This window comes from Gluconacetobacter liquefaciens (genome assembly GCF_003350405.1).
GTDB classification, from domain to species: Bacteria; Pseudomonadota; Alphaproteobacteria; order Acetobacterales; family Acetobacteraceae; genus Gluconacetobacter; species Gluconacetobacter liquefaciens.
In genome coordinates this window covers 617,258-643,999 of sequence record NZ_QQAW01000001.1, presented here as the reverse complement: position 1 = coordinate 643,999, position 26,742 = coordinate 617,258, and the positions used below count along the sequence as shown (strand labels likewise).

18 protein-coding genes are annotated in these 26,742 nt (G+C 66.3%); 7 read left to right on the top strand and 11 right to left on the bottom strand.

The genetic code is table 11. The annotated features are described in order from the left end of the window. Positions 1-20 precede the first annotated feature (20 nt). From treY to glgA, 6 genes are all read right to left on the bottom strand, one after another. Positions 21-2,636, bottom strand: a complete 2,616-nt coding sequence (gene treY, locus C7453_RS02850; RefSeq protein WP_114725796.1) for a malto-oligosyltrehalose synthase — start codon at positions 2,634-2,636, stop codon at positions 21-23. Further along, positions 2,633-4,669, bottom strand: a complete 2,037-nt coding sequence (malQ, locus tag C7453_RS02845; RefSeq protein WP_114725795.1) for a 4-alpha-glucanotransferase — start codon at positions 4,667-4,669, stop codon at positions 2,633-2,635. Before malQ ends, treY begins: the two co-directional genes overlap by 4 nt. Further along, positions 4,662-6,437, bottom strand: coding sequence for a malto-oligosyltrehalose trehalohydrolase (treZ, locus tag C7453_RS02840; protein ID WP_114725794.1), 1,776 nt, complete (start codon positions 6,435-6,437; stop codon positions 4,662-4,664). The genes malQ and treZ overlap by 8 nt, the downstream gene beginning before the upstream one ends. Continuing rightward, positions 6,430-8,556, bottom strand: a complete 2,127-nt coding sequence (glgX, locus tag C7453_RS02835) for a glycogen debranching protein GlgX (RefSeq protein ID WP_182977135.1) — start codon at positions 8,554-8,556, stop codon at positions 6,430-6,432. The genes treZ and glgX overlap by 8 nt, the downstream gene beginning before the upstream one ends. A gap of 85 nt (positions 8,557-8,641) precedes the next feature. Next, a complete protein-coding gene (gene glgB / locus C7453_RS02830; RefSeq protein WP_114725793.1) occupies positions 8,642-10,858 on the bottom strand; it encodes a 1,4-alpha-glucan branching protein GlgB in 2,217 nt (738 codons plus the stop codon). Between the two features lie 125 nt (positions 10,859-10,983). Beyond that, positions 10,984-12,615: a glycogen synthase GlgA gene (glgA, locus tag C7453_RS02825; protein WP_114725792.1), complete on the bottom strand. Its 1,632-nt coding sequence runs from the start codon at positions 12,613-12,615 to the stop codon at positions 10,984-10,986. 289 nt (positions 12,616-12,904) lie between these two features. Between glgA and C7453_RS02820 the strand changes: the two genes are divergently transcribed. Next, a complete protein-coding gene (locus tag C7453_RS02820) occupies positions 12,905-14,164 on the top strand; it encodes an MFS transporter (RefSeq protein WP_114725791.1) in 1,260 nt (419 codons plus the stop codon). A gap of 18 nt (positions 14,165-14,182) precedes the next feature. Here the strand turns inward: C7453_RS02820 and acuI are convergent, their stop codons facing one another. Beyond that, entirely contained in the window at positions 14,183-15,166 is a 984-nt protein-coding gene (acuI, locus tag C7453_RS02815) for an acrylyl-CoA reductase (NADPH) (protein ID WP_114725790.1), read from the bottom strand. Between the two features lie 29 nt (positions 15,167-15,195). Then, entirely contained in the window at positions 15,196-15,810 is a 615-nt protein-coding gene (acuR, locus tag C7453_RS02810; RefSeq protein ID WP_114725789.1) for an acrylate utilization transcriptional regulator AcuR, read from the bottom strand. Positions 15,811-15,963: 153 nt separating this feature from the next. On the opposite strand from acuR, the gene C7453_RS02805 reads away from it, so the two are divergent. Next, positions 15,964-16,365, top strand: a complete 402-nt coding sequence (locus C7453_RS02805; RefSeq protein WP_211311008.1) for a hypothetical protein — start codon at positions 15,964-15,966, stop codon at positions 16,363-16,365. Continuing rightward, the gene (locus C7453_RS02800) at positions 16,362-16,571 is read left to right on the top strand and encodes a helix-turn-helix transcriptional regulator (protein ID WP_114725788.1); all 210 of its coding nucleotides are present in this window, start codon (positions 16,362-16,364) and stop codon (positions 16,569-16,571) included. Before C7453_RS02805 ends, C7453_RS02800 begins: the two co-directional genes overlap by 4 nt. 258 nt (positions 16,572-16,829) lie before the next feature. On the opposite strand, the gene C7453_RS02795 is transcribed toward C7453_RS02800, so the two are convergent. The 3 genes from C7453_RS02795 to C7453_RS02785 all read right to left on the bottom strand — a co-directional run bounded on the left by C7453_RS02795 (position 16,830) and on the right by C7453_RS02785 (position 21,065). Beyond that, positions 16,830-19,376 (bottom strand): TonB-dependent siderophore receptor, encoded by a 2,547-nt coding sequence (locus tag C7453_RS02795; RefSeq protein WP_114725787.1) that lies wholly within the window; start codon positions 19,374-19,376, stop codon positions 16,830-16,832. Between the two features lie 130 nt (positions 19,377-19,506). After that, positions 19,507-20,490 carry a FecR family protein gene (locus tag C7453_RS02790; RefSeq protein WP_114725786.1) on the bottom strand — a complete coding sequence of 328 codons (984 nt, stop codon included), beginning with the start codon at positions 20,488-20,490 and terminating at the stop codon, positions 19,507-19,509. Positions 20,491-20,537: 47 nt separating this feature from the next. Then, the gene (locus C7453_RS02785; RefSeq protein WP_114725785.1) at positions 20,538-21,065 is read right to left on the bottom strand and encodes an RNA polymerase sigma factor; all 528 of its coding nucleotides are present in this window, start codon (positions 21,063-21,065) and stop codon (positions 20,538-20,540) included. 159 nt (positions 21,066-21,224) lie between these two features. Here C7453_RS02785 and C7453_RS02780 point away from each other — a divergent pair, with 159 nt between their 5' ends. The 4 genes from C7453_RS02780 (at position 21,225) to C7453_RS02765 (ending at position 26,713) form a co-directional block, all read left to right on the top strand. Beyond that, positions 21,225-21,773 (top strand): sigma-70 family RNA polymerase sigma factor, encoded by a 549-nt coding sequence (locus C7453_RS02780; protein WP_114725784.1) that lies wholly within the window; start codon positions 21,225-21,227, stop codon positions 21,771-21,773. A 148-nt stretch (positions 21,774-21,921) separates the two neighbouring features. Beyond that, positions 21,922-22,926 (top strand): FecR family protein, encoded by a 1,005-nt coding sequence (locus tag C7453_RS02775; protein ID WP_114725782.1) that lies wholly within the window; start codon positions 21,922-21,924, stop codon positions 22,924-22,926. 149 nt (positions 22,927-23,075) lie between these two features. Next, positions 23,076-25,505, top strand: a complete 2,430-nt coding sequence (locus C7453_RS02770; protein ID WP_114725780.1) for a TonB-dependent siderophore receptor — start codon at positions 23,076-23,078, stop codon at positions 25,503-25,505. 2 nt (positions 25,506-25,507) lie between these two features. After that, the gene (locus tag C7453_RS02765) at positions 25,508-26,713 is read left to right on the top strand and encodes a PepSY-associated TM helix domain-containing protein (protein WP_114725778.1); all 1,206 of its coding nucleotides are present in this window, start codon (positions 25,508-25,510) and stop codon (positions 26,711-26,713) included. Positions 26,714-26,742 lie beyond the last annotated feature (29 nt).

The following is a 26,742-nucleotide window of genomic DNA, read 5'->3' as shown; positions in this document are numbered from 1 at the left end:
GAACTACCGACATCGGGCGTTCAGCCGGATACCAGCACATCCAGCGGTGCTCCGCCGGCCAGCATGGCGAGGTCCAGCATCGCCGCACGGTCGATGATGCGGTCCGGGTGGAGCAGCGAGCGCCACGGCCCGGCAGGGGCATCGTCCCAGTCCAGCGTGGTGCCGCGCCACAGCATCGCCGGGCAGGACAGGTTGGCCGGGTCCGGCATCAGGGCAGCGGACAGGCGCGGCGCGACCACCAACATCGTGGTACCTTCCGTCACGCGGGCGAAGGCGAGCAGATGTTGCCGCCGCGTGCCCGTAACCCGGACCGGACGGTACGCGCCATCGGCAAACAGGGCCGGATAAATGGCGCGAAACCGCAGCACTGCCGCGATCAGCGTCTGTTTTACCCTGCCATCGCGCCAGTGCGGCAGCAGCGACCCGACATCCGCACCTTCGGCCAGGGCTGCCATGCGGGCCGGGAAATCCACCGGGCGGCGGTTGTCGGGATCGACCAGGCTGAAATCCCAGAATTCGCAGCCCTGGTAAAGATCTGGCACGCCGGGGCTGGTCAGGCGCAGCAGCGTCTGCGCCAACCCGTTGAGGGCGCCGGCGGGGGCGATCTGATTGGCGAATGCATCGACCATCCAGGGGAAGCGGTTTTCGGGATGGGCGGACAGCAGGCCGGCGAGGAAGGCGCTGCAAGCTTCCTCGTAGGCGGGTTCCGGGTCGATCCAGCTTGTGTGACGCTTGGCCTCGCGGAGTGCCTTGACCTGCCAGGCGGCTATGCGGTCGTGGAAGTCCGGGGTGATTCTGTGTTCGAGCGGGCTGTCGCCGATCGGCCAGGCGCCCAGCAGGGTCTGGTAGAGGATCAGTTCGTCGGCGCGGTCTGGTGCGGTGCAGGGGCCGGACCGGATGGCGACGCGATGGCGTAAGGGCGCATTGAACTCGCTCCAGCGGGTGGCGACGCGTACCCATTCCTGCGCCAGCTCGGACAATACCGCGATGCGGGCACGGGCGTCCTCGCCGCGTTTGTGGTCGTGGGTGGCGGTGGCGAGCATGGCGCGGGGCCAGTCGTGCTGACGCGCGAGATTGGCGGCGTGGAAGGCGGCGACCGTGCCACCGAACTGGCCGGGATGCGTGCCGACATCGTTGCGCGACAGCAGGCGGCCATAACGGTAGAAGCCTGTATCTTCTACTGATTTTGCGGCCAGTGGGGCCGTCAGATGCACGAAGCAGGCGATGGCTTCGGCGGGTCCGTCGGGCCCGATCTGCCGCTCCAGCCAGTCCAGCATCGGCTGCTGCGCGGGCACTAGCGTGGGCCGCACGGCATGGCAGATCGTGTGCAGAACCTCGCCGCCACCGTCTTCATATGTCCGGTAGACGGGAAAGCGGATCAGGATCTGGCGCAGCACACGGTCCAAGGCGGCCGGCGTGAAGTCGCGGGCGCGCGGGTCGCGGCCGGCGAGGCCGGACAGGACGTTGACCAGGCGGGCGAGATCGGCGGCCAGGGTGCCATTCAGGACCGCTTCGCGCGCTGCCTGTTCTTCCTCGCGGAAACTGGTGGCGCCGCCGGCGCCCCAGACCCACAGATCGTCCAGCGCGTCGGCGCCGCGCTGGTCGTGAAGCAGCAGGTCTACCTGTTCCAGAAAGTCGTAGCCGGTGGTGCCGTCGACCGGCCAGTCGGCGGGCAGGGCTTCGTCCGCCGCCAGAATCTTCTCCACATAGAGGGGGGTATCCGATGGGGCCTCGGGAGGGCGGCGTGGGGCAGCGGCGGACAAGGCGCGATGCAGGCGGGTGGTGTAGGCATGGGGGTCGGTGAGGCCGTCGATGTGGTCCACCCTCACGCCATCGATCAGCCCGTCTTCATACAGGTCGATGACGGTACGATGCACGGCGTCGAACACGTCGGGCTGCTCGACGCTGAGGCCGGCCAGCGTGGTGATGTCGAAGAAGCGCCGCCAGTTGATCAGGTCGGAGGCCGTGCGCCACCAGGCCAGCCGGTAATGCTGGCGTTCCAGCAGCGCGTGCAGGCGTGCCCGGCCTTCGGGATGGTCCGGCGCCATCCGCGCCAGCACGGCGTCCGGCGTTTCATCATCGCCCGTGAACAGGCCGGCAGAGTGATCCGGGCAGATCGGGAAGCGGTGTTCGTAATGCCAGCAGGCGAACGAGCCGTCGGCGGCGTCGTAACGCAGTTGCAGCGTGCCATTTTCCAGGCAGTCACCGTAGGGCTCGGCCAGGAACGGCAGCAGGACGCGGCCGCGCAGGCTCTCGTCGGGCGGGTTCCAGTCAATGTCGAACATATGCGCGCACCGGCTGGCCTGGCCCCACGCCAGAACGTCCTCCCACCACGCATTGCCGCTGCCGCCGACTGCCATGTGGTTGGGTACGATATCGAGGATCAGGCCCATGCCGCGCGCGCGCAATCGGGCCACCAGCCGGGCCAGGGCTTCGCGGCCGCCCAGTTCGGGGTTGATGCGGCTGTAATCGAGCGTGTCGTAGCCGTGGGTCGAGCCCGGACGGGCAGCCAGCAGCGGCGAGGCGTAGAGATGGCTGATGCCCAGGCCGGCGAAATAATCGACCAGCTTCACAGCGTCATCGAGCGTGAAGCCGGCGTGGAATTGCAGGCGGACGGTTGCGCGGACACCTGTCATGCCGGGCTCCGTGCCGTGCGCAGCAGGTCCAGCCGGCGGGCGGCGTCCGGCCGGGCCAGCAGCGGCGGGCCGGGCGGATAACGCTGCTGCCAGTTGGGATGGCCGGAGACGGTGCCCGGCAGGTTGGGCTGCTCGGGCAGGCCCAGCGCGTCTTCCAGCGGCAGGATGGCCAGCGGCGACGCGGCCGCGCCGACGAAGCGGGTTGCCGCATCGACCACCTGGGCCGCGCCGGCAGGTGTGACCGGGGGTAGTTCTGGCGCCTGGGGCGGGTGGAGCGCCGCCCACAGGGCCGCGCGGTCATGCGCGCGGGCGGCCAGCGCGTCTTCGGCGCGGGTGCCGCGCGGCAACTGGCGCAGGGTCTTGCGCCAGCCGATGTCGGTGGCCTGCCACCAGCCGGCGACCGTCGGCAGATCATGTGTCGTCGTCATGGCCACGTCGTTCGCCCCCCATTGATCCGGCGGCAGGAACGCGCCCTTAGCGTCGCGCTGGAACCACAGCACGTTCATGCCCATGATGGAACGCTGCGCGGCGCGGGTGCGGAAACCCGCGGGCACGGTGCCCAGGTCCTCGCCGATCACCACCGCGTCGTGCCGGTGCGATTCCAGCGCCACCAGCCGCATCAGGTCGCGGCCCGGAAAGGACAGATAGGCGCCGTCGGCGGCCGAGGCGCCGTCGGGGATGACCCACAGCCGCTCCAGCCCCATGACATGGTCGATGCGGATGCCGCCCTGGCGTGTCAGCGTCGCGCGCAGCGTGTCGATGAAGGCGCTGTAGCCGTGGGCGCGCAGCGCGGCGGGGGAGAAAGTGGTCAGCCCCCAGTTCTGCCCCAGCGGGCCAAGCGGGTCGGGCGGTGCGCCGACCGACCCGCCGATCAGGAAATCGTCCTGGTTCGCCCAGCACTGGCTGCCGCCCGGATCGGTGCCCACCGCCAGATCGGCGATCAGGCCGATGCGCATGCCGGCCGCGCGCGCGGCCTCGCCCGCGCCATGCAGGCCGCGCGCCGCCAGCCATTGCAGGAACAGGTGGAAACCGACCTCGTGATGACGCTCCGCCGCGAAACGCGCGACCTCGGGGCTGGCGGGGTTGCGCAAGGGGGCGGGCCACGCGCGCCAGTTGCCGCCGCGCGGGCCACGGCCGAGCTGATGCGCGTGCAGGGCCTCGAACACCGCGTGGCAATGCAAGGCACGGCCATGGGCGGCAATGAACGCCGTCAGTTCGGGCGGCGGGGTATCGCGGATATGCTCGTCATACAGGCAGCGCAGCATGCGCAGCCGCAGCGCCGCCGCCGCCGGCCAGTCGATCAGCGGCGCGTCTTCCAGCGCGTGCGTGGCCTGCGGCGCGATGCGCAGCCGGCGCATCATCGCCCCGATATCCTGCGTGGAAAACCAGCTGCGCATATCGGCCAGCAGCACGTTCAGGAACAGCCGGCTGGAAGGGGAATAGGGGCTGAACTGCGTGGGACATGCGCTGAACATGGCATGGACCGGGCTGATGGCCAGCGCATCGGCGCCGGCCGCCGCCGCCTGCCGCGCCAGGTCGGCCAGCGCGCCGAAATGGCCGATACCGCCATCGTGCCGCGCGCGCAGGCCGGGGATCTGCACCGACAGGCCCCAGCCGCGCGCGCCATCCGTCGCATCGGCCACCGTGCGGCAGCGGGCCGGTGCGATGGCCAGCACGACGCGCCGGCCCGCGATGTCCAGGCGGTGATAGCCGATCCGCGCGATAGCGGGCAGCCGCACGCAGCCGTCGCGCGAGCGGCCGGCCTGGCCTTCGAGCGTGCCGCCATCCTCATAATCCAATCGGAAGGCCGTCTGGCGGGACAGGGGTCGCAGCGGCAGCACGGTGGCGACCCCGACCTGCCCCACGATCATCGGCGGCAATGCGCCTTCCTCGGGCATCGATCCGTCTTCGAGCACCCGCAGCAGGCTGCGCAGCGTATCGAGCCCGACCCGGTGCGAGACGCCGCCGGCATCCTGCCATACCGTGACCAGCCCGGCCTTGCGGGCGCGCGCGCGCAGGGTTCGGTCATCCATGGGCAGGCTCGGCCAGATGGATCGTGACGGCATGGCGCGGTAGCCGCGCGTCGGTGCCGGCGGCAGGCGGGTACTGGAACAGGACCGGGCCGGCGACCCAGTCCGGCAGATCGACCGGGTCCGCGCCCAGATTGAGACCGACCGACAGGATCGCGCCGTCGGCCATCCGCCAGCGTGCGGCCACCGCGCCCGGCCCGACGACCCGTGCCCCCAGCCCCTGCGCGCCGCGCAGGCGCGGCGTGATGCGGGCATGGCGCAGGCGCAGCAGGCTGGCGAAGAAGGCCAGCCAGTCCTGCCCTTCCGGCGTTTCGGCCTCGTCCGGCGGCGGGATCGAGGCGGCGAAGGTGTCGGGGTGGTTGGGGTCGGGGATCGTCTCGCGCCGGGCGGGGTCGCTAAAATGGGCGAAGGCGGCGAATTCGCGGCGGCGGCCGTCGCGCACGATGTCGCCCAGGATCGGCGGATGGCTGGTGAAATACAGGAACGGCTGGCGAGAGCCCCATTCCTCGCCCATGAACAGCATCGGGATCTGCGGGGACAGCAGCAGCAGGCCGTAGGCGGCACGCAGGGCCTGGGGGGCGGCCAGCACCGTCAGCCGCTCGCCCAGCGCGCGGTTGCCGATCTGGTCGTGATTCTGCAGGAACAGGACGAAGGCGGTGGCGGGCAGGCCGCCCGTTTCCATGCCGCGCGGATGACCGAGGGTGGGGAACATCTCGCCCTGGAAGGCGAAGCCCTCGGCCAGCACCCGCGCCAGCCGCCCGGCGGGGTCGGTGGCGAAATTGGCGTAATAGCCTTCATCCTCGCCGGTCAGCAGCACATGCAGGGCGTTGTGCCCGTCATCGTTCCACTGGGCGTCGAAGCCCGCGCGCAGCAGGCCGGAATCGTTGTTCTCGTTCTCCAGGATCAGATGCACATGGCGGCCGGGCTCGACCCGCGCGCGGACGTGGGCGGCCAGGTCCACCAGCCAGTCGCGCTCGCCGATCGCCTGCACCGCGTCGAACCGCAGGCCGTCGAACCGGTATTCCATGAGCCAGTACAAGGCATTTTCGGCGAAATACGCCTGCACTTCGGGCTGGCGGAAGTCGATGGCATCGCCCCAGGGCGTGGGCCGGCCGGCATGGAAGAAGGGGACGGCGTAGGCGGCGAGGAAATTGCCCTCCGGCCCGAAATGATTATAGACGACATCGAGAAAGATCATCATGCCCAGCGCGTGGGCGTGATCGACCAGCGCCTTGAGGTCCGCCGGCGTGCCGTAGGACGATTCCGGCGCGTAGGGCAGCACGCCGTCATACCCCCAGTTGCGGCCGCCGGGAAATTCCGACAGCGGCATCAGTTCCACCGCCGTGATCCCCAGCGCCTTCAGCCTGGCAAGCTGCGCGCGCACGCCGCGAAACCCGCCGGCCGCGCCGACATGGATTTCGTAGATGACCGCCTGTTCCCACGGCAGGCCGCGCCAATCGTCATCCTGCCACGCATAGGCGCGGGGATCGACCACCTGGCTTGGCCCCGACACGTCGCGCGGCTGGGCGCGGGAGGCCGGGTCGGGCACCGCCAGATGCGGGTTGAGCCGGTAGCGGTAGAGCGCGCCGGCGCCGCAGGGGGCCAGGGCCTCGAACCAGCCCTCGGCGTTGCGCGCCATCGGCACCGGGGGCTGGCCTTCGATTTCCACCGACACGCTGGCGCAGGACGGTGCCCAGAAACGGAAGCGCGTCTGCTGCGGCGCAAGCAGCGTCGCCCCGAAATGACCGGCGAAAGCATGGGTCTTACGCATCGGCCGCTCCCTTTGCATGCCGGCCGTCCGGCGTGAAGCCGAACAGCACCACGGCGTGGGCACCGACTGTCCAGCGCGCCAGCCTGTCCGAACGGGTGCCGGTCCGCGTGGGATCGGCACTGTCGAGCAGCAGCGTCCATTCGCCCGAAACCGGTGGCAGGATGCAGTCGATGTCCTCGTCGCCCGTGTTCATGATCAGATAGGTGGTGTCGGCGGGGCCGTCATCGGTGCTGGAGCGGAAAAGCCCCAATATTCTTCCATGTTCGTCGTTCCAGGCATCCGACGTCATGGGGTGGCCCTCGGCGTCGTACCAGGCGATGTCGAGCAGGCCCGGCGCTGTTTCGCGCTTGCCGTACAGGTAGCTGCGGCCGCGCACCGAGGCATGGGCGGCGCGCAGGGCGGCCAGTTGGCCGACATAGGCGGTCATCGCCTGCCCGGCGGGTGTAGCGGCCAGCGGCCAGTCCAGCCAGGACGTGGCATTGTCCTGGCAATAGGCGTTGTTGTTGCCGTTCTGGCTCTGGCCGAATTCGTCGCCCGCCAGCAGCATGGGCGTGCCCTGGGAGAAGAACAGCGTGGCCAGAATGGCGCGGCGCACCCGGTCGCGCACCGTCAGGATCGCCGGATCGTCGGTCGGGCCTTCCGCCCCCCAGTTGCGGCCGAGATTGTCGGAATGGCCGTCCTGGTTATTCTCGCCGTTGGCATCGTTATGTTTATGATCGTAGCTGACCAGATCCATCAGCGTGAAGCCGTCATGCGCCGTGACGAAATTGACCGATGTCCAGGGCCGTCGTCCGCACCGGTCGAAGATGTTGGCCGAGCCGGCGAGACGGGCCGCCATGTCGCCGCGCGTCAGCGCATCGCCCCGCCAGAAGCGACGCAGCGTATCGCGATAGCGGTCGTTCCATTCCGCGAAGCCCGGTGGATGGTTGCCGAGCTGGTAGCCGCCCGGCCCTGGGTCCCACGGTTCGGCGATCAGCTTGCGGGTGGACAGGACCGGGTCCTGGCGCAGCACGTCGAAGAAGCCGCAGAACGGGTCGAACCCGTAGCTCTCGCGCCCCAGGGTGGAGCAGAGATCGAAGCGGAACCCGTCGACATGGAAATCGACCGCCCAGTGACGCAGGGAATCCATGACCATCTGCAACACGCGGGGATGCGACAGGTTCAATGTATTTCCGCAACCGGTATCGTTGATCAGGTGGCGCTCGTCCTCCGGCACCAGGCGGTAATAGACGGCGTTGTCCAGGCCGCGATAGCACAGGGTCGGGCCCAGTTCGTTGCCCTCGCACGTATGATTGTAGACCACATCGAGGATGACCTCGATGCCGGCCGCGTGCAGGCGGCGGATGGCGGTGCGGATCTCGTGCGGGGAGCCTTCGGCCAGATAGCCGGCCTGGGGGGCGAAGAAGGACAGCGTGTTGTAGCCCCAGTAATTCGTCAGTCCGCGTTCGATCAGGAACCGCTCCTTGACGAAGGAATGGACCGGCATCAGTTCCAGCGTGGTGACGCCGATGCGCAGCAGGTGCTCGATCAGGCGCGGATCGGACAGGGCGCGGAAGGTGCCGCGTTCGACCGGCATCAGGTCGTTGCGCCGCATCGACAGGCCGCGCACATGGGCTTCCATGATCACCGTGCGTTCCCACGGCACGCGCGGCAGCCGGTCGTCGCCCCAATTGAAGGCGTCGTTGGTGACGACGCTTTTCGGCATTGCGGGCGCGCTGTCACGCCGGTCGATCGACAGGTCGGCGCGCGGCGAGTTGACGCGGTAGCCGAACAGGGAGTCCGACCACGTCAGCGCGCCATGCAGCGCGCGGGCATAGGGATCGACCAGCAGCTTGTGCGGGTTGAAGCGGTGGCCGCGCAGCGGTTCGTACGGGCCGTAGGCGCGGTAGCCGTAGAGCATGCCGGGCCGGGCGTCGGGCAGGTAGCCATGCCAGACTTCGTCGGTGCGCTCGGGCAGTTCGAACCGCGCGACTTCGCGCCGGCCCGAAGGATCGAACACGCAGAGGTCGATCCGGTGCGCGTTGGCCGAGAAGACCGCGAAATTGACGCCCAGCCCGTCCCATGTGGCGCCCAGCGGCGCCGGAGCGCCGCGCATCAGGCGGGCGGGAAAGCGCATCACGATGCGGAACCAGTCTGGACATATGCGCTGGCGGCGGCCGCGCGCGCGCGCCGGCGTAGATCGCCCGGCAGGGTCTTAAACATCATCATGCGCCCCACTCCGGTGTGAGATAGAGGACGGCGAGCGGGGGGAGGACCAGGACGCAGGAATGGTCGCAGCCATGGGCGGGCTCGGGTTCCGCCAGTGCGCCGCCGCCATTGCCCATGCCTGATCCCGCATATTCCCCTCCGTCGGAATTGAGCAGTTCGCGCCAGTAGCCGCCCGAGGGCACGCCCACACGGTAGGCCGGGCGCGGCACCGGCGTCATGTTGCACACCACGAGGACCGGAGCGGCGTCGGGCGCGCGGCGCAGCCAGACGAAGACCGCGTTGTCGACATCATCGCCGATCAGCCATTCGAACCCGTCGGGCGTGCAGTCGGCGCGGTGGAGGGCCGGGATGGCGCGGTGCAGGCGGTTGAGGTCGCGGACCAGCGCCTGCATGCCCCGCCCTTCCGGCTGGTCCAGCCGGTACCACGCGATTTCGCCATCTGCCCGCCATTCGTGCGGCTGGGCCAGTTCGCCGCCCATGAACAGCAGTTTCTTGCCCGGATGGGCCCACATGAAGGCGAAATAGGCGCGCAGGCCGGCATGTTTGCGCCAGTCGTCGCCCGGCATGCGCTCCAGCAGCGAGCCCTTGCCGTGCACGACCTCGTCATGCGACAGCGGCAGGATGAAACGCTCCGAAAAAGCATAGTGCAGGCCGAACATGATTTCGGAATGATGGTAGCGGCGCCAGATCGGGTCGCGCCCCATATAGGCCAGGGTGTCGTGCATCCAGCCCATGTTCCATTTGTAGGAAAAGCCCAGGCCGCCATCGGCCACCGGCCAGCTTACGCCGGGCCAGGCCGTCGATTCCTCGGCGATCATGAGCGTGTGGGGGCAGAGTTCGGCGATGGTCACGTTGAGGTCGCGCACGAAGGCGACGGCTTCCAGGTTCTCGCGGCCGCCATGGATGTTGGCCAGCCATTCGCCCTCGCGCCGGCTGTAGTCGCGGTAGAGCATCGATGCCACGGCATCGACCCGCAGCCCGTCGACATGGTAGCGCCGCAGCCAGGTGAGCGCGCTGCCGATGAGGAAGCCCCGGATCTCGTTCCGGCCGAAATTGTAGATCAGCGTGTGCCAGTCTGGGTGGTAGCCCTCGCGCCGGTCCGCGTGCTCGTACAGGCACGAGCCGTCGAAATGGGCCAGGCCGTGGGCGTCGGCGGGGAAATGGGCCGGCACCCAGTCGAGGATGACGCCGATGCCGGCGCGGTGGCAGGCATCGACGAAGGCGGCGAACTGTTTTGGCGCCCCGAAACGGGCCGATGGCGCGTACAAACCCAATGTCTGGTAACCCCATGATCCGTCGAAGGGATGCTCCATGACCGGCATCAGCTCGATATGGGTGAACCCCATGTCGACAACGTAGGGAATCAGCGTCCGTTCCAGGTCCTCCCAGCGCAGGATGCCGTGGGGGTCGCCCTCCGGCCGGCGCCAGGAGGCCAGATGCACCTCGTAGATCGACAGCGGGGCGGTATGGGCCTGCCGGCCGGCGCGGCCCTGCATCCAGTCCTCGTCGGTCCAGGCGAAGGGGGAGGTGTCCGCCACCACGGAGGCGGTGGCCGGGGGTTGCTCGGCCGCCAGGGCGTAGGGGTCGGCCTTGGGGGGGAGCAGGCGCTGTTCGGCGTCGATGATTTCGTATTTATAGCGCTCGCCTGGGCCGATGCGGGGAATGAACAGTTCCCAGATGCCGGCTGCGTGGCGCAGGCGCATGGGGTGGCGGCGGCCGTCCCAGACATTGAAATCGCCGATGACCGAGACGCGGAAGGCATTGGGCGCCCAGACCGCGAAGCGCACGCCGGCCACGCCGTCGATCACCATTGGCTGGGCGCCCATCACCCGGTCCAGGTCGCGATGTTCGCCGCGTGCGAACAGGTGCAGGTCGAGATCGCCCAGCAGCAGGCCGAAGGAATACGGGTCCTCGGTTTCCTCCCAGCCGTCGGCCCAGCCGATCTTGAGCCGGTAGCGGGCACCGGCGGGCACGGTGCCGACATACAGGCCGCGTTCGTCCACCCGGCGCATTGCCCGCTCGACCGGGGCCGAGCGTGGGCGCTGCACCACCAGCCGCACCGCCCGCGCATCGGGGCAGAAGGCGCGCACGACGTCCAGCCGCCCGTGCGGCTGGCGGCCGAGGACGGCGAACGGGTCGGGGCAGGTGCCCCGCAGCAGGTCTTCGGCTTCCGGCGGAAGGGAATAGGCACTTTCGTTCGAGGCAACATTCATGAGGCGGACTTCCGGCGGGCAGGAGATGCAGGCGGAGAATGGCGGACGAACACATAGGCAGGCAGGCGGTCAGGCAGACCGCCGGAGACGGCCGGGCATGCCGGGCAGAGGACGACGCGGGGCCGTCAGCCGGGGCGGCCGAACGGATCGTTGGCGCGGACCCGCCCACGCCGGGCCGCCTGGTAGCTGGCCCGCGCATTGCGCGCGGACTGGGCCGGGCCGGCGAGTGGCGGACGGCGGCGCATCGAGGACTGGTCGAATTCGGCCATGCCGACTTCCGCGCGGCCGAGGACGCGGCGGAAAAGCCGGGCATATTCCTGCGCCTTGCGCCCCCACGAGACATCGTAGCGCGCACCGTTGCGTTGCAGGCCCGCCCAGCGCGCCGGCTGGCGATACAGCGTGGCGGCGCGGCGGATGGCACCAGCCAACGTCTCGCCATCGACCGGGGAGAACAGGAAGCCGGTCGCGACGTCGCTGGCCATCGCGGCCTCGTTGGCGTCGATGATGGTATCGGCCAGGCCGCCGACGCGCGAGGCGATGGGCACGCAACCATAACGCACGGCGCAGAGCTGGGTCAGGCCGCAGGGCTCGAAGCGCGAGGGCAGCAGCAGGGCGTCGGCCGATGCCTGGATGCGGTGGCCCAGTTGCTCGCTATAGCCGATATGGCAGGCCAATCGGTCGGGATACTGGCGGGCCAGCCGGGCCAGGGCGCGCTCCATCCCGACCTCGCCGCTGCCGACCACCACAAGCTGCGTCCGGTCGTCGAGAATATGGGGGATGATATCGGCGAGGATATCCACGCCCTTCTGGCCCGTCAGGCGGCTGACCAGCCCCAGCAGGAAAACGTCCGGGTCCTGCCGCAGACCGAATTCCGCCTGGAAGGCGCGCTTGTTGGGCCGGCGGCCCGCCAGATCACCCACCTGGTAGGGGAAGAGGACCGATGGGTCGGTTTCGGGATTCCAGTCGTTGGTGTCGATGCCGTTGAGGATGCCGCGCAGGCGGTCCGCCCGGCTGCGCAGCAGGCCGTCCAGCCCCATGCCCCATTCGGGGGACTGGATTTCGCGCGCGTAGGTCGGCGACACGGTGACGATGCGCGCGGCGAAGAGCAGGCCGGCCTTGAGGAACCCGACCTCGCCGTAGCATTCCACGCCGTCGATCGAGAAAGCATGGGGCGGCAGGCCGAACCGTTCGAGATCCGCCACCGGAAAGCGGCCCTGGAAGGCGAGATTGTGGATGGTCTGCACCACCGGAGCGGCCGGCTGGCCGTCATAATGCAGATAGGCGCCCGTTAGGGCGGCCTGCCAGTCATGCGTCATGACCAGATCGGGCCGGCGGCCGGGCACATGCCCCTGCGCGAGACTGGCCGCGACGCGGGACAGGCAGGCGAAGCGCAGCCCGTTATCGGGCCAGTCGGTGCCGTCGGGCGCCAGGTAGGGGTTGCCCTTGCGCCTGAACAGCGAGGGACAGTCGATGACCAGCAGGCGATGGCCGGCCGCGTAGCCTTCGAGTAATGCGATTTCGACCCCCGGCAGCGGCGACATCTCGGCCACGCGCACCGGACCTTCCAGCGCGTCCAGCACTGCCGGATAGCCGGGCAGCAGGGTGGTGACCAGCACGCCCTCGGTATGCAGCGCCGCCGGCAGGGAGCCCACCACGTCGCCCAGTCCGCCCGTCTTGACGAAGGGGAACATTTCCGATGCCACGGAGAGCACGCGGATCGGACCCGATGGCTCCTGTTCCTGCTGGTGACGGTGCATGCCGCGTACCCTTCTTGGTCAGGAGGAAAGGAAGGCGCCCGATCGGGCCTCTGAAAAAATCTAACGACGGGGAAGGGCCAGGGAACCACTATCACGATAAAGTGATTGCTTCGAAAGAATCCTGCCAGTTCGGCGAGAAATGCGAACTTGTGATGCGAACTTTTCGCCGCCTCGCCGATCGGGACCGGACGGTGGGCAGCGGGCATTTTCCCTTCCGGGCCGGCCCCCCCCTGCCATCGGGGCCAGTTGCCGCTAGAACGGAGGAAAGCAACAAGGAACCGCCCCGATCATGACCCCCCTGCCCCCGACCGGCGCGGCGCCCCCGCTGCGCAGCCTGAGCGACGCCCGGCACATTATCGCCGCGTGCTTTCTGGGCTGGACGCTGGATGCCTGCGATTTCTTCATCGTGCTGTTTACGCTGGACAATGTGGCCCACAGCTTTGCGACCTCGCTGGAGGCGATCCTGCTGGCGCCGACGCTGACACTGATCAGCCGGCCGGTCGGGGCGTATCTGTTCGGCCGGGCTGCCGACCGGTACGGCCGCCGCCCGATCCTGATGGCGACGATCGTGACCTATTCGACCATCGAACTGCTTTCGGCTTTCGCGCCGAACCTGACGATCTTTCTCGCGCTGCGGCTGCTGTTTGGCGTGGCGCTGGGCGGGGAATGGGGCGTGGGGACCTCGCTGACCATGGAGACCGTGCCGCCGCACTGGCGCGGCACGGCATCGGGCCTGCTCCAGGCCGGGTATCCGGCGGGCTATCTGCTGGCGTCGCTGATGTTCCTGCTGCTGCCGGCGCTGGGGTGGCAGGGGCTGTTCGTGCTGGGGGCATCGACCGGGCTTTCCGTGATCTATGTTGCGCTTTACGTGAAGGAAAGCCCGGTGTGGCTGGCCAGCCAGCAGCAGATGGCCGGGATGCCGCGCGCGGCGAAGCCGTCCATGCTGTCGGTGCTGCGGCGTTACCGGGGGCTGGTGGTGTATGCCGTGTGTTTGATGGCGGCATTCAATTTCTTCAGCCATGGGTCGCAGGACCTGTTTCCGAAAATCTTCCTGGCCCTGCAACGGCATTTGCCGCACCCGACCATTACCGTGATCGTGGTGCTGTATAACCTCGCCGCCATTGCGGGCGGGCTGTGCTTCGGCGCACTGTCGGAGCGGATCGGGCGGGCGCGGGCCATTGCTCTGGCCGCGGCACTGGCTCTGCCGCTGCTGCCGCTCTGGGCGCTTTCGGCCACGCCGCTGTGGATTGCCGTGGGGGCGGTGCTGATCCAGTTCTGCATCCAGGGGGCCTGGGGCGTGGTGCCGGCCTATCTGAACGAACTCTCGCCCTCTGACGTGCGCGCCACCTTCCCTGGCGTGGCCTATCAGTGCGGGAACCTGATCGCGGCCAGCACCGGGCTGATCCAGCACCGGATCGCACTGGGGCTGGGCGGCGACCTGGCGCCCGCGCTGATGATCGTGGTGGGGGGCGCGGGCTGTGCCATCGCGCTGCTGGCGACGTTTGCCGGGCCGCGCTTTCACTCGCATCTCGACGGCGCGCCGGAGTAACGGCGCGCCACCGACGCATCAGGGGGCGCGGACGACGACGCGGCCGCGTACCCCGCCATCGAGCAGCGCCGCAGCGGTTTGCGGCACGTCAGCCAACGCAATTTCATTGACCATCGCTTCCAGCTTCTCTGGATCGATCAGTTCGGCCAGGCGGCGCCAGGCTTCCAGCCTGCGGGGCTGGGGGCACATGACGCTGTCGATGCCCACCAGCGTGACGCCGCGCAGGATGAAGGGGGCGACCGTGGCGGGGAAGTCCATGCCCGCTGCGAGGCCGCAGGCCGTCACCACGCCTTCGGGCAGCATCGCCGCGCAGATATTGGCCAGCACCACGCCGCCCGCGACATCGACCGCGCCGGCCCAGCGCGCCTTTTCCAGCGGGCGGCCGGGGCTGGAGAAATCGCTGCGCGGCAGGATTTCGGCCGCGCCCAGGCCGCGCAGATAGTCTTCCTCCTCCGGCCGGCCGGTGACGGCGGCGACGTGGTAGCCCAGCCGGGCCAGCAGCATGACGGCGACGCTGCCCACCCCGCCCGCGGCCCCGGTGACGAGGACCGGACCCTGTGCCGGGGTGAGGCCCTGCCGTTCCAGCGCCATGACGCACAGCATGGCGGTGTAGCCGGCGGTGCCGATGGCCATGGCCTGCCGCGTGGTGAATGCGTCAGGCAGTTTGACCAGCCATTCGCCCTTCACCCGCGCCCTTCCGGCCAGGCCGCCCCACCAGCGCTCGCCCACGCCCCAGCCGTTCAGCACCACCCGCGTGCCGGGCGGGAGATCGGCACGGGACGAGGATTCGACCACCCCGGCGAAGTCGATGCCGGGGACCATGGGGAATTGCCGCACGATCGGGCCGCGCCCGGTGATGGCCAGGGCATCCTTGTAATTCAGCGTCGACCATTCGACGCTTACCGTAACGTCGCCATCGGGCAGGCGCGCGTCATCGACCGGGCCAACATGGACCGCCTGTGCGCCGTCGGCGGATTTTTCGATTATCACGGCATCGAACATCGTCTGATCTCCTTTCGGCCGGCCGAGCGTCACTGCCCGACCATGGCCTCGAATCCATCCAGAAACAGGTGAAGCGGGTGGGGTGAGCGTTCCAGCCGGGCGCGCAGCACAGCACCTTCCCAGCCGGTCCAGAAGAAGGCCGCGTAGCGGCGGGCGGCGTCCTGCCCGTATTGATCGGCCAGACAGGTGGCCAGCCGGGTTTCCCATGACGCCAGTACGGCCGAGAGGGCCTGGCGATAAGTGTCGGGCAGTACCGCCAGTTCCTGACCCAGATTGCCGATGAGGCAGCCGCGCCGGAAATCGTGCCGGGCCATGCCGGCGGCCGCGTCGGCCACGAAATGACGCAGCCGCTCCAGTGGGGGCACCTGCGCCTGCCCGAACCAGTGATCGAGCTTGGCCGCGAAATATGCGGCGTAGCGGTCGATCAGTTCCAGGCCGAATGCCTCCTTGCTCTCGAAATAATAATAGAACGAGCCTTTCGGCACGCCGGCCGCACGCAGCAGGCCGTCGAGCCCGGTGGCCGTGAAGCCTTGTTCGGTCAACGCCGCGACACCGGCGCGGACCAGATGCTCGCGCGTCTGCGCGTGGCTGTCTGGTGCGCGGGGCGGGCGGCCGCGCCGACGGGGGAGTGCGGTGGCGTCCATAAGGCATTATTAGACCGATCGTCTATTAAATACCAGCGCGTCTGGCGGGGTGGGTGGTCACGAAACGGGGATCGGCCTGATGTAAAGCGTACTTGACACCATCAGTCAGCCGCCGATAGGAATGTAAAGTGTGCTTTACATGAGGAGGGATTGATGTCGGACCTGATGTCGCGGTTGAAGTCGAAAAGACGGTATCTGATCGAGCTTGGTGTGTGCCTCGCGCTCTATGTGCTGGCCATCAGGCTTTCTATGCTGCTGCTGAATGATGGGATCGCGACCGGCATTGGAAAGCCGATCGCGGCGTTGATCCCGATGGTGCCCGGTAGCGGGATGTGCTGGGTGATCGTGCGGCAGTTTCACCGGATGGATGAATTGCAGCGCCGGATCCAGTTCGAGGCGCTTGGCTTTGCCTTTGCCGGCACCGCGATCGTGACCTTTTCCTACGGGTTTCTGGAAACCGTCGGGTTTGCGAAGGTGTCGATGTTTTTCGTGTGGGGCGTCATGGCCGTTCTGTGGTCGCTTGGGATGGCCGTGGCCACGCGGCGCTACCGATGAACAACACTATCCGCGCCCTGCGCACGGCCCGGGGCCTGTCGCAGGAAGCACTTGGCAGTGCGTTGAACGTGTCGCGCCAGACCATCAATGCCATCGAGGCCGGGCGCTATGACCCCAGCCTGCCGCTGGCGTTCAAGCTGGCCCGCTTCTTCGCGCTGCATATCGAGGATGTTTTCGATGATGGGGAAGAGAAACTCGGGTCGTAGCGCCCGCGACGCTCTGCCGGTTTGACGCCGGGCGACGTCAACCCCGCCCTTCGGGCACGCATCCTCTCTGATTGTGTCGCCCTGTGATGCGGAAGAACATCAACGAACGACTCGCGCAAATTCCGGAAGGCACGGACAAGGCCCTTGCCTGTGCCGCCGGGATGGCGCGAGAGCCGTTTCCGCCCTTTATCATTATCGGGAAAACATCTGCCGATGGGCGGCCCATATTTTCGGTGAGCCTCCGCGGCAGGAACATGGTTACCAATTATAGGTCAGGTTTCCATAAACACGCCGGCCCTGCCCGACATAGCAGCCGAAATCCGAACTACAGGATGTTACGTAATAGGTGTTTGCGAGATTGGACATGGCGAGTTGTGCCTTCAACCCTTTCAGCAATGAGAACCTCTGGCCGAAATCATATGAGGCGCCTGCATCGAACAGGACGTAGGGGCGCGTCTTGTAAGATTCCACGCTGTCCGAATACGTGAAGCCGACATATCTGGCGCCGAAATTGACCTCGAATCCTTTCATCGCCTGGGAAGGCAATCTGTAATTGGTAAAGAAGGAGAACATGTTTCGTGGCACATACGGCACGGACATGCCCTGCTGCGAGAGCGCATTGCCGTAATAGGATTGCGCGTAAGGATCATATCTCTGTGCCGTCTTGTTCGTTTTGGCAAAACGCATGTCGGTGTAGGTATAGGACGCCACCAGCCGCAGGTCTCTGGTGACATTTGCATTCGCTGCGACCTCGAAGCCCTGCGACCTGACACGACCGGCATCCTCGCTATAACCGGAATGCGCGGGATCGGTTATGAGGTAATGATTCTCGTCAATATGAAAGGCCGCTGCCGTGAGCAGGATATCCTTGTTCGGCACCTTGTATTTCAAACCTGCTTCCAGTTGCTGGCCTGTCAGGGGCGCGAAGGGCTGTCCTTGGAAATTTGTAGAACTTTGAGGGATAAATGAAGTCGAATAGCTGAAATAAGGCGCGAGGCCGAATCTGAACTGATAAACCAATCCGGCACGCCATGTAAACGCATGCTGTGGCTGGGGCGTCGCCGTTGACGGCTTGTCGGTAATGGTATGCGTTGCGTTCTGGTTACTCAATGTGTGCGATTTCGATTTATCATAGTTCACCCAGTCCTCGCGGCCGCCCAGAAGAACCGACAGACCTTTCCATTTCATCTGATCCTGAAAATAGACACCCTCCTGAAAACGATCTGATATAAAAATACTTTTGCTGTTCATGCATTTTTCAGAATATATATCAAGACAAGGGGTATAGACAGTATGAGGATTATATATATCCGTAACAATATCGCTTGTGTTATCTATCGTCTGAATGTTGTCGTAAGAATATTCACGGAAATCAGACCCTACGACCCATGTATGCGAAAGTGGTCCCGTATCGATTTTCCCCGTCAGGCGACTATCGAGAGCAATCGTCTTATTACGGTCTATACCCGGTCCCCATTCGCCGAGTTCCCTTTGCGTGGAAGAAATCACACTGCTGTCAGATAGCTCGTTGCCGATCGTATCCGATTTCTCCCATCGGAACGTCTGGTTGAATTCGATATATTTGTTGAATGTGTGCCTGAACAGATATTCGAACATGGCGTCCGTTGCGCCGGTTTCATTGTAGTTTCTAGCGCCATAAAACGTACTGCGCGGTATTCTACCCTGCGGTCCGGGAAAGAGGCTGCCATTTTCCGGGAACTGGCCGCTATAGTTCGCACCATCGCCGGGGGTGTACATATATTCGCCCAGCACTGTGAGGCTCGTCTTTCGATCGATGTCCCAGGTGATCGACGGCAGGACACCCACGCGGTGATAATCGATATAATGCGTCTGGGTGCCTTGCGTGACGCCAATAGCTGCGATGCGGTAACGGACATTGCCGGACTTCGTTATCTTGTCGCTGAGATCGAATGTTGCTTCATATCGCCCCCAATTACCGAACCCGAGGGAGACCTGATGCAGTGGCGTGTCCGTTGGCTTCTTGAGGCTCATCGCGATCATGCCGCCTGGCGTCGTCTGCCCGTACATGACCGACGTGGGCCCATTGACGACTTCTACCCGTTCGAGAAACTGCGTCTCTCCCGCGCTGCCAGAGTTCGTCAGAAGACCATCGACGAATTGCGAGCTTGAAAATCCGCGCTGCTCTATGGAGGTTGACCCATTGCCCGTGCTGGGGGCGTTGTTGCCATAGGTGCCGTTTGGTTCGGCATAGATTCCAGGGCTGTATCGCAACGCCTCCTGCACGTTCTGCGCCTGCTGGTCGATCATTTCCTGTTTCGTGATCACATAGATCGAATTCGGAATCTCCATGATCGATGTGTCGGTCTTGGTACCCGCCATCGTGTTTTCCGCGACATAGCCCACACCCGGTCCGGTTGGGCTCTGGCGCGTGGTGCCGCCGACACGGACGGGGCCGAGCGTGATGGCCGCACTAGCCCTGGCGAGAACGACCGTTCGACCGTCGGTGAATTTGTAGGACAGGCCGCTGCCAGCAAGAAGGCGGGACAGGGCGTCGACGGGGGTCATCGTTCCCCTGAGGCCGGGCGAGGGCAGGTTGCGCGTCAGGGAAGCGTCATACACAAGCTGGATATTGCTTGTTTCGCTGAAACGGTTGAGGGCGATGGCAAGCGGACCGGCGGGGATATCGTAGCTTTGCCGGCTTGCGGCCTGGGCGGCGGGGGCGGCATGCGCCGCGACGGGGGGCATGCAGGCGGTGGCGAGCAGGAGGCAGGCCGCGAGGCTTCCGAGCCCGCCCTTCCGGTGGTCAATAGTCGTAGGGAACATCGCTTTCGATTGGCCTCTTCGGATCGGACATCACGCGGTGGCATGTTGCTTATTGCAAATGCCTCTCATCTGGATGACGCCTGGGCTGCGAAAACGCGAACCTGTCGGAGCGGGATTTTTTTGGATTATTTTATTTTCTGATGAGAATCAGCGCATTGGTCAGCTTCGTGACGCGCAGGTTCATTGAATGCTCCAGCGTGTCGATGGCGGCGACCGGGTCGGTCGCCACGAAGGAACCGCTGACGCGCAGGTCGCGCAGCCCGGTGCCGACCAGACGGATATAACCCCGGTGATAGCGGGACAGTTCGGCGATGACCTCGCCAAGCGGGCGGTCGACGAAGACCAGGCGATTGCGGGTCCAGGCTGCCGCGCTTTCGACATCCACCGGATGCGGGGACGAGAGTCCTTCGGGGCCGTAGGTGGCCGCTTCGCCTTCGCGCACCACTTCCTCCGAAGGGCCGCCCTGGTGCTGGGCGACGACGTGGACGCGATGTTCCGTGACCAGGATATCGGTCCGGCTGCCGTCGCGCCTGACGATGAAGCGGGTACCCAGGGCCGTTGTCGTGCCCTGGGCGGCCGCGACGGTGAAGGGGTGGGACGGGTCGGGCGCGACGGTGAAGGCGGCCTCGCCTTTCAGCAGGCGGATGCGGCGCTGACCGGGCGTGTCATCGACCGCGATGGCGCTGTCGCTGTCCAGTTGGACGCGCGAGCCATCCGCCAGCGTGATGGTGCGGATTTCGCCGACCGGCGTGCACGCGCTGGCCTGCCACCAGATCAGCAGGGACCGGCCCTGCAAGGAGACGCCCAGGACGACGCAAGCCGCGAGCGCCATGGCCTGGTGCCGGCGGCGCAGGGGCGGACGGACGGCGCGTGACGGTGGGGACGCCGCGGAAGGGAGTGGCGCAGCTGGCTGCCGGGCGAGCGTGCGGGTTACGGCGGGGGCCCCCATGGCGCCCCAGGTTTTGCGGGCCCTGGCGTAGGCTTCGGCGTGGGCCGTGTCCGCCTGGAGCCAGGCATACAGTTGCTGCTCCTCGGAAGGAGAAAGGGCGTCTGAATCCTGCCGGATGACCCAGCTTGCCGCTTCGTCGTCGATCTGTGCGGAGGGTGGGGTCATCAATCAGGCTTTGTAGAGAACAGGGGGGCCGCTTGTGAAGCACTGCATCACGAGGCGTCGGCACCGGTTTCGGTGTCGGCGAGGCGCGCCATGCAGTGCGTCAGGGCATTCTGGAGATGGCGGGTGACCATGCTGGGCGAGATGCCCAGGCGTTCGGCGATGTCCACGACCCGGAGATTTTCGATCTTTCGCAGGATGAAGACCTCCCGACAACGAGGGGACAGGCCAGCGATCGCGGCCAGGACGATGCCGAGGCTTTCCTGGTCGATCAGGTGCCGCTCGGCCGACGGGACCGGGGCTGCGATTTCCTCGGAAATCGGGCCGGAGGCGAACAGGGCCTCCCGTCTCTCCCCTGCCCTGAGACGATCCAGGGCGACGTTGCGGGCGAGGCGGTAGAGATAGGCCTGCTTGTCGTTGATCGGGGGGGTATCGGTCACCGTCTGGATGCGCAGCCAGAGGGTCTGGGTGACGTCTTCGGCGTCGGAGGTGGTGCCGACGATGCGCCGGATGAGGCGGAGGAGCGAGGGACGCTCCTTCAGCAGAAGCTCCGTCAGAATCGTGGCGTTGGCGTTCATCTTGTCGGGTCTGTACCGGTAAGCCTTCGGTCTTGCTATAGGAATTGATAATTAATCGCAATACATGCGGGGCAGTCCGGTTTCCATTCCGCTTGCATTCGGCCATGCCTTGGCGTAGCGACACCTGAGAATTGTTCTTAGTTCTGGCCGGATGGCCTGATGGCGGGTCGTCTTGCGGATTGGATGGCATGCGTGGGCAGTGAGAAGGATAATCTTGACCTGTTCATGACCCATCGGCAGCGGCTGGTGGATTATGCCACGACGATGCTGGGCAGCGCCGCGCAGAGCGAGGATGTGGTGCAGGAAGCCTGGATCCGCTTTTCGGGGGCTGCCGACCCCGGTGCGCTGAGGGAGCCGCTGCGCTATCTGTTCCGGATCGTGCGCAATATCGTGGTGGACGGGCATCGCGCGCAGGTCAGCCGCGGCCGCTATCTGGTTGCCGCATCGACGCCCGAAACAACGCTTTCGCGGCCGGACGACCGGCCGGCACCGGAAGCGGAGATTCTGCATCGGCAGCAACTGGCGATCGTGCAGGAGGCGCTGGCGGAGTTGCCGCAGCGGACACGGCGCGCGGTGGAACTGCATCGCCTGGAAGGACTGAAGACGCGGGAGGTGGCGGAACGGCTGGGGATTTCCGTGACGCGCACCCACACGCTGATTGCCGAGGGCGTGGCGCATTGCCGCCGCCGCCTGAAATCGCCCGGGTGATCCTCTGGCATGGCCTTCCGGCACATGGCTTTTCCACTTTATGGTTTTCCATAGAAAAAATCCCGTCAGGTTTCGTTACCTGTAAGAGGGACCAGCTTGTCCCTGCGCGGTACGCAAGGCGCGCGGGACGTTTGATATCGGTCGAGGCATGGCACGCGGCGCGGAAAGCGAAGAGGAACGGGCAGCACGGGAAGCGACGGACTGGCTCATCTTCCTTGAAGATGAACCGGACGATGCGGCGTTGCGCGCGCGCTTCGCCCGGTGGCTTTCCGCCCATCCGGCGAACAGGGCGGCCTGGACCGAGAGCGCACGCGCCTATGACCTGATCGGCCCGGCCTCGGCCCAGGATGGCGCAGCCGTGCGGGTGTTCGAGGCGCGGGATGTGGCCGACAGCGTGGCCCCCCTGCCCTCCCGGCGGGCCATGGCGCTGCGCAGGCTGCCCGCCTATGGGGCCGCCTGCGCGCTTGCGGCGTGCCTGGCGCTGGTGGCGGTGCCCCGCCTGACGCTGTGGTGGCAGGCCGACTACGCCACGGGCACCGGGCAGGAGCGGTCGGTGCGGCTGGCCGATGGCACGGACGTGGCGCTTGGTCCGGGCAGCGCGATTGCCGTGCAGTATAGCGGGGGAGTACGACGGGTCCGGCTGCTGAAGGGACGGGCGTTCTTCGAGGTGACGCATGACGGTGCCCATCCGTTCGTCGTGGAGGCCCATGGGGTGCGCACCACCGATCTGGGCACCGGATTCGAAGTCGCGTTCGGCGAGGGCAGCACCGACATTGCCGTGGCGCATGGTGCGGTACAGGCGGAAGGGGGCGCAGCGCCGCCTGTGTCCGAACGGCTGGGGGCAGGCCAGTGGGCACGGATCGGCTGGTCCGGCGGCGTCCAGCGGGGCGAGGCCACCGAAAGCGAGATCGCGGCGTGGCGGCGCGGGCAATTGATCGTCAGTGATCGGCCCGTTTCCGAAGTCGTCGACCAGTTCCGCCCGTATTTCAGCGGCATCATCATTCTGGCCAATGCCCGTTTCGCCGCCCGTCATGTGACGGGCGTGTATGACCTGCGCGACCCGGTCGGCGCGCTGGGGGCGTTGGCACAGGCCCATGAGGGCATGATGGTGCGGCGTGTCACGCCCTGGCTGGTGGTGATCTCAAGCCGCTGATTGCGTGACCTTCCCTTCCCCTCGGTGACGGGCTGCCAAAAAAGAACGGAAAAAATTCTTCCGGCATCCGTTCTTCAGGCAGGGGATGAAACTGCGATGCAGTCGCATGACGTGCGGCGCCCCTGCTGGTTTTGACAAGGCAAGGGACGATGGTGGTGCGGCTGAACAGGCATGATGAAATCCAGCGAACGCTGCTGGCCGCGCTTCTGCTGGCGGGCTCCGCGCTGGCACCGGTGGTCGGTCTTTCCCCTGCCCTGGCGCAGGCGGCGTTGCCCGCGCAGGGCGGGACCGGCGAGCCGGTAAGGCGCTTTTCGATTCCGGCGGGGCCGCTGGACCGGGCGCTGACGGCGTTCGGGGCGCAGGCCGGCCGGCAGGTTTCGGTGGAGACGTCCGTCGTACGTGGGCTCTCCTCCCCCGGTGTGACCGGGCAGATGACGGCCGCGCAGGCGCTGTCACGGTTGCTCGGCGGGACTGGCCTGACCGCCCGGCAGACCGGGAATGTCGTGACGCTGGGCCGGGATTCCGCCACCATCACGCTGGCGCCGGTGCGTGTGGGCGGCACGGCCCCTCTTCGCGGCGGGCGCGGGCTGGCGGAAACGGCGACGGGGCCGGTGCGGGGCTATGTGGCGCATGTCAGCAATACCGGCACCAAGACCGATACGCCGCTGATCGAGACGGCGCAGTCGGTTTCGGTCCTGTCGCGCGATTTCATCGTCGATACCGGGGCGCAGAGCGTCTCGCAGGTGCTGGCCTATACGTCGGGCGTGCAGAGCCAGCCCTACGGGTTCGATTCACGCTATGACCAGTTCATGCTGCGTGGGTTCGGGGCCAGTACCTATGGCAATTATCGCGACGGCATGCGCTTCGCCAACGGCTCTTTCGCGCAGTTTCGCAGCGAGCCTTACGAGGCCGAGCGGATCGAGGTATTTCGTGGCCCGACATCGGTTCTTTATGGATCGAACAATCCGGGCGGCCTGGTCAATTTCGTCAGCAAGCTGCCGACGGCGACGCCGACGCGGGAGGTGACGATGGTGCTGGGCAACTGGAATCGCTTCCAGGGCGAGTTCGACCTTGGCGGGGCACTGGATGCACAGGGCCTCTATCGCGGCCGGATAACCGGCCTGGTGCGCGACAGCGATACGCAGGTGCCGCAGACCAAGGACAACCGCATTGCCATCGCCCCCTCGCTGACGATAAGGCTGGGGGCGCGGACGAGTCTGACGCTGTTTGGAGAATATCAGAAAAACCTTTATCCGATGTGGCCGTATTACTACCGATCGGTCCAGGGCCTGACGCATGTGCGGCTGGGCGATCCCGCGTTCGATGCCCTGCGCCAGCAGCAATATTATTTCGGATACAAGCTGGAGCATCGGGTAAACGATGTTGTCACCCTTCGGCAGAACCTGCGCTATGGGCGGGTGTTTTTCGATGGCGAGTTTACGGACGCCGGGGCGGTACTGGGTCCGACGGAAATCGGGCTGTATAGCGGGCGCTGGCGGGAACGCCTGGAAGGCACGAACATCGACAACCAGGCGCAGTTCCGTTTCTATACCGGACCGGTGAAGCATACGTTTCTGTTCGGCGTCGATTATTTCAGGCAACGTCTGGACAGCGCATATAGCGAGGGCAACGATACCTTCGCCACGCTGATGCCGCGCAGCCTGACCCATCCGGTCTATGGGCAGGTTGCGATCGGGAACCTGACGACCCAGTCGCACACGTACCAGACGATCGACCAGGTGGGCCTGTACGGGCAGGAGCAACTGGTCTGGAACCGGTGGCATGTGCTGCTGGGCGGGCGCGAGGACATCGTGGCCACCAGTTCGCGCAATCAACTGACGGGGGTGACGACCACCAACAATCCGCGTGCCTTTACCGGGCGTGCCTCGCTGCTGTATCTGTTCGACAGCGGGGTTGCGCCCTATTTCAGCTATTCGACATCCTTTTTGCCGACATCGGGCACGACGTCGCCCGCGCGTGGTACGCGGGCTTTCGCACCGACGCGGGGGGACCAGTATGAACTGGGCGTGAAATACCAGCCGCACGATTTCAACGGCTCCATCACCGCGGATGTGTATGACCTGCACGAGAAGAACGTGCTGACGACCGATCTGGACAATGTCCGCTACAGCATCCAGACTGGCGAGGTGCGTTCGCGCGGTGCTGAAATCGAGGGCGTGATGTCGCTGGGCAACGGGTTGAGCGCGATGGCGCAATATACCTATACCGAGGCGAAGAACATGCGCAGCAACACGGCGCAGGGCAAGGTCCCGGTCGCCGTGCCGAAGAACGCGGCGTCACTGTTCCTGATGTACACCGTGCCGGGCGGCATGTTCAGGGATCTCGGGATCGGCGGGGGCGTGCGCTTTACCGACAAGAACTGGGCGGATGTCGCCAATACGCAGCACAATGACGCGCTGACGCTGTTCGACATCAATCTGCGGAAGACGTTCGGCCCCGTCACGGCGCAGCTCAACGTCAACAATATCGCCAACCGGCGGGTCGCCATCTGCAATACCGGCAACTGCACCTGGTCGATGGGACGGATGGCGCTGGGGTCGATCCGGGTCCGGTGGTGAGCATGGCGACCCGGAACCTGAGGGCGTGGTTTCTGGTTCATAAATGGACCAGCCTGCTATGCACGCTGTTTCTGCTGGTGATCTGCGTGACCGGGCTGCCGCTGGTCTTTCACGAAGAGATCGGGGCCTGGGTCGATGATTCGCGGCCTTATGCACAGGTCGCCTCCGATACGCCGCCAGTGCCGCTGGATCGTCTGCTGGCGGTGGCGCGGCGGCATTATCCGCACGATGTCGTCACGTCCGTTTTCGTGGATGATGACGAACCGCAGGTGGTGGTCGGCCTTGCTCCGTCGTGGGAGCGCTATAACACCCGTCCCGCCACCGGTCATACCATGAAATTCGATGCCCATACCGGGGCGGTGCTGCGCGACAGCAGCGCCCCGGCCGCCATGGGCGCGGGCTTCCTGACCGTAATTCTGCATCTGCACGGAACGTTGCTTACCGGGCTGGGGGGCACGCTTTTCCTCGCGCTGGTGGGAGTGGTTTTTGTACTGGCGGTCGTGTCCGGAGTGGTGCTTTACGGACCGTTCATGCGGCGGCTGCGGTTCGGCACCGTCCGTACCAGGCGAGCCGCGCGCCTGCGCTGGCTGGACCTGCATAACCTGCTGGGGATCGTCCTGACCGTGTGGATGGGGATGATCGGACTGACGGGCGTGATGAACGAATTCTCCACCCCCTTGTTCGCGCTGTGGCAGGCGTCGGACGTGCAGGCCATGCTGCGCCCCTGGCAGGGGCGGGCCGCCGTCGCGCCAGCCGAACTGACGTCGCTGGATGCGGCATTTCGCGCCGCGCAGGCCGCTGTACCGGGACGGCGCGTGATCAGCACCATCTTCCCCGGCTCCCGTTTCGGGACGCCTTATCACTATGCCATGTGGGCGAAAGGCACGACGCCGCTGACCAGTCGGCTTTTCACGCCGATCCTGGTCGATGCCCGAACCGGTGCAGTGGCGGTGGTGGTGCGGATGCCGTGGTATCTGCGCGCCGTGGAGCTATCGCGCCCTCTGCATTTCGGCGATTATGGTGCGGCGCCGCTGAAGGTGATCTGGGCGCTGCTGGACCTCGGCACGATCGGGGTACTGGTGAGCGGTCTCGTTCTCTGGTTCGGCAGGCGCCGCCTCTCCCTGGAGGCACGCCTGCGGGGGACAGGCTACAATCGGGACGTGGCTGGGCATGACGCCCTGCCCGCCCCGACACGCGCCGCGCGATGAGGGGCCTGGTTTTCCGGGCCCCATGACGG

Bases quoted from the DNA above. Each gene is read 5' to 3' on its own strand.
- treY (WP_114725796.1), bottom strand. From the start codon at position 2,636: ATGACAGGTGTCCGCGCAACCGTCCGCCTGCAATTCCACGCCGGCTTC.
- malQ (WP_114725795.1), bottom strand. From the start codon at position 4,669: ATGGATGACCGAACCCTGCGCGCGCGCGCCCGCAAGGCCGGGCTGGTC.
- treZ (WP_114725794.1), bottom strand. From the start codon at position 6,437: ATGCGTAAGACCCATGCTTTCGCCGGTCATTTCGGGGCGACGCTGCTT.
- glgB (WP_114725793.1), bottom strand. From the start codon at position 10,858: ATGAATGTTGCCTCGAACGAAAGTGCCTATTCCCTTCCGCCGGAAGCC.
- glgA (WP_114725792.1), bottom strand. From the start codon at position 12,615: ATGCACCGTCACCAGCAGGAACAGGAGCCATCGGGTCCGATCCGCGTG.
- C7453_RS02820 (WP_114725791.1), top strand. From the start codon at position 12,905: ATGACCCCCCTGCCCCCGACCGGCGCGGCGCCCCCGCTGCGCAGCCTG.
- acuI (WP_114725790.1), bottom strand. From the start codon at position 15,166: ATGTTCGATGCCGTGATAATCGAAAAATCCGCCGACGGCGCACAGGCG.
- acuR (WP_114725789.1), bottom strand. From the start codon at position 15,810: ATGGACGCCACCGCACTCCCCCGTCGGCGCGGCCGCCCGCCCCGCGCA.
- C7453_RS02805 (WP_211311008.1), top strand. From the start codon at position 15,964: ATGTCGGACCTGATGTCGCGGTTGAAGTCGAAAAGACGGTATCTGATC.
- C7453_RS02800 (WP_114725788.1), top strand. From the start codon at position 16,362: ATGAACAACACTATCCGCGCCCTGCGCACGGCCCGGGGCCTGTCGCAG.
- C7453_RS02795 (WP_114725787.1), bottom strand. From the start codon at position 19,376: ATGTTCCCTACGACTATTGACCACCGGAAGGGCGGGCTCGGAAGCCTC.
- C7453_RS02790 (WP_114725786.1), bottom strand. From the start codon at position 20,490: ATGACCCCACCCTCCGCACAGATCGACGACGAAGCGGCAAGCTGGGTC.
- C7453_RS02785 (WP_114725785.1), bottom strand. From the start codon at position 21,065: ATGAACGCCAACGCCACGATTCTGACGGAGCTTCTGCTGAAGGAGCGT.
- C7453_RS02780 (WP_114725784.1), top strand. From the start codon at position 21,225: ATGGCGGGTCGTCTTGCGGATTGGATGGCATGCGTGGGCAGTGAGAAG.
- C7453_RS02775 (WP_114725782.1), top strand. From the start codon at position 21,922: ATGGCACGCGGCGCGGAAAGCGAAGAGGAACGGGCAGCACGGGAAGCG.
- C7453_RS02770 (WP_114725780.1), top strand. From the start codon at position 23,076: ATGGTGGTGCGGCTGAACAGGCATGATGAAATCCAGCGAACGCTGCTG.
- C7453_RS02765 (WP_114725778.1), top strand. From the start codon at position 25,508: ATGGCGACCCGGAACCTGAGGGCGTGGTTTCTGGTTCATAAATGGACC.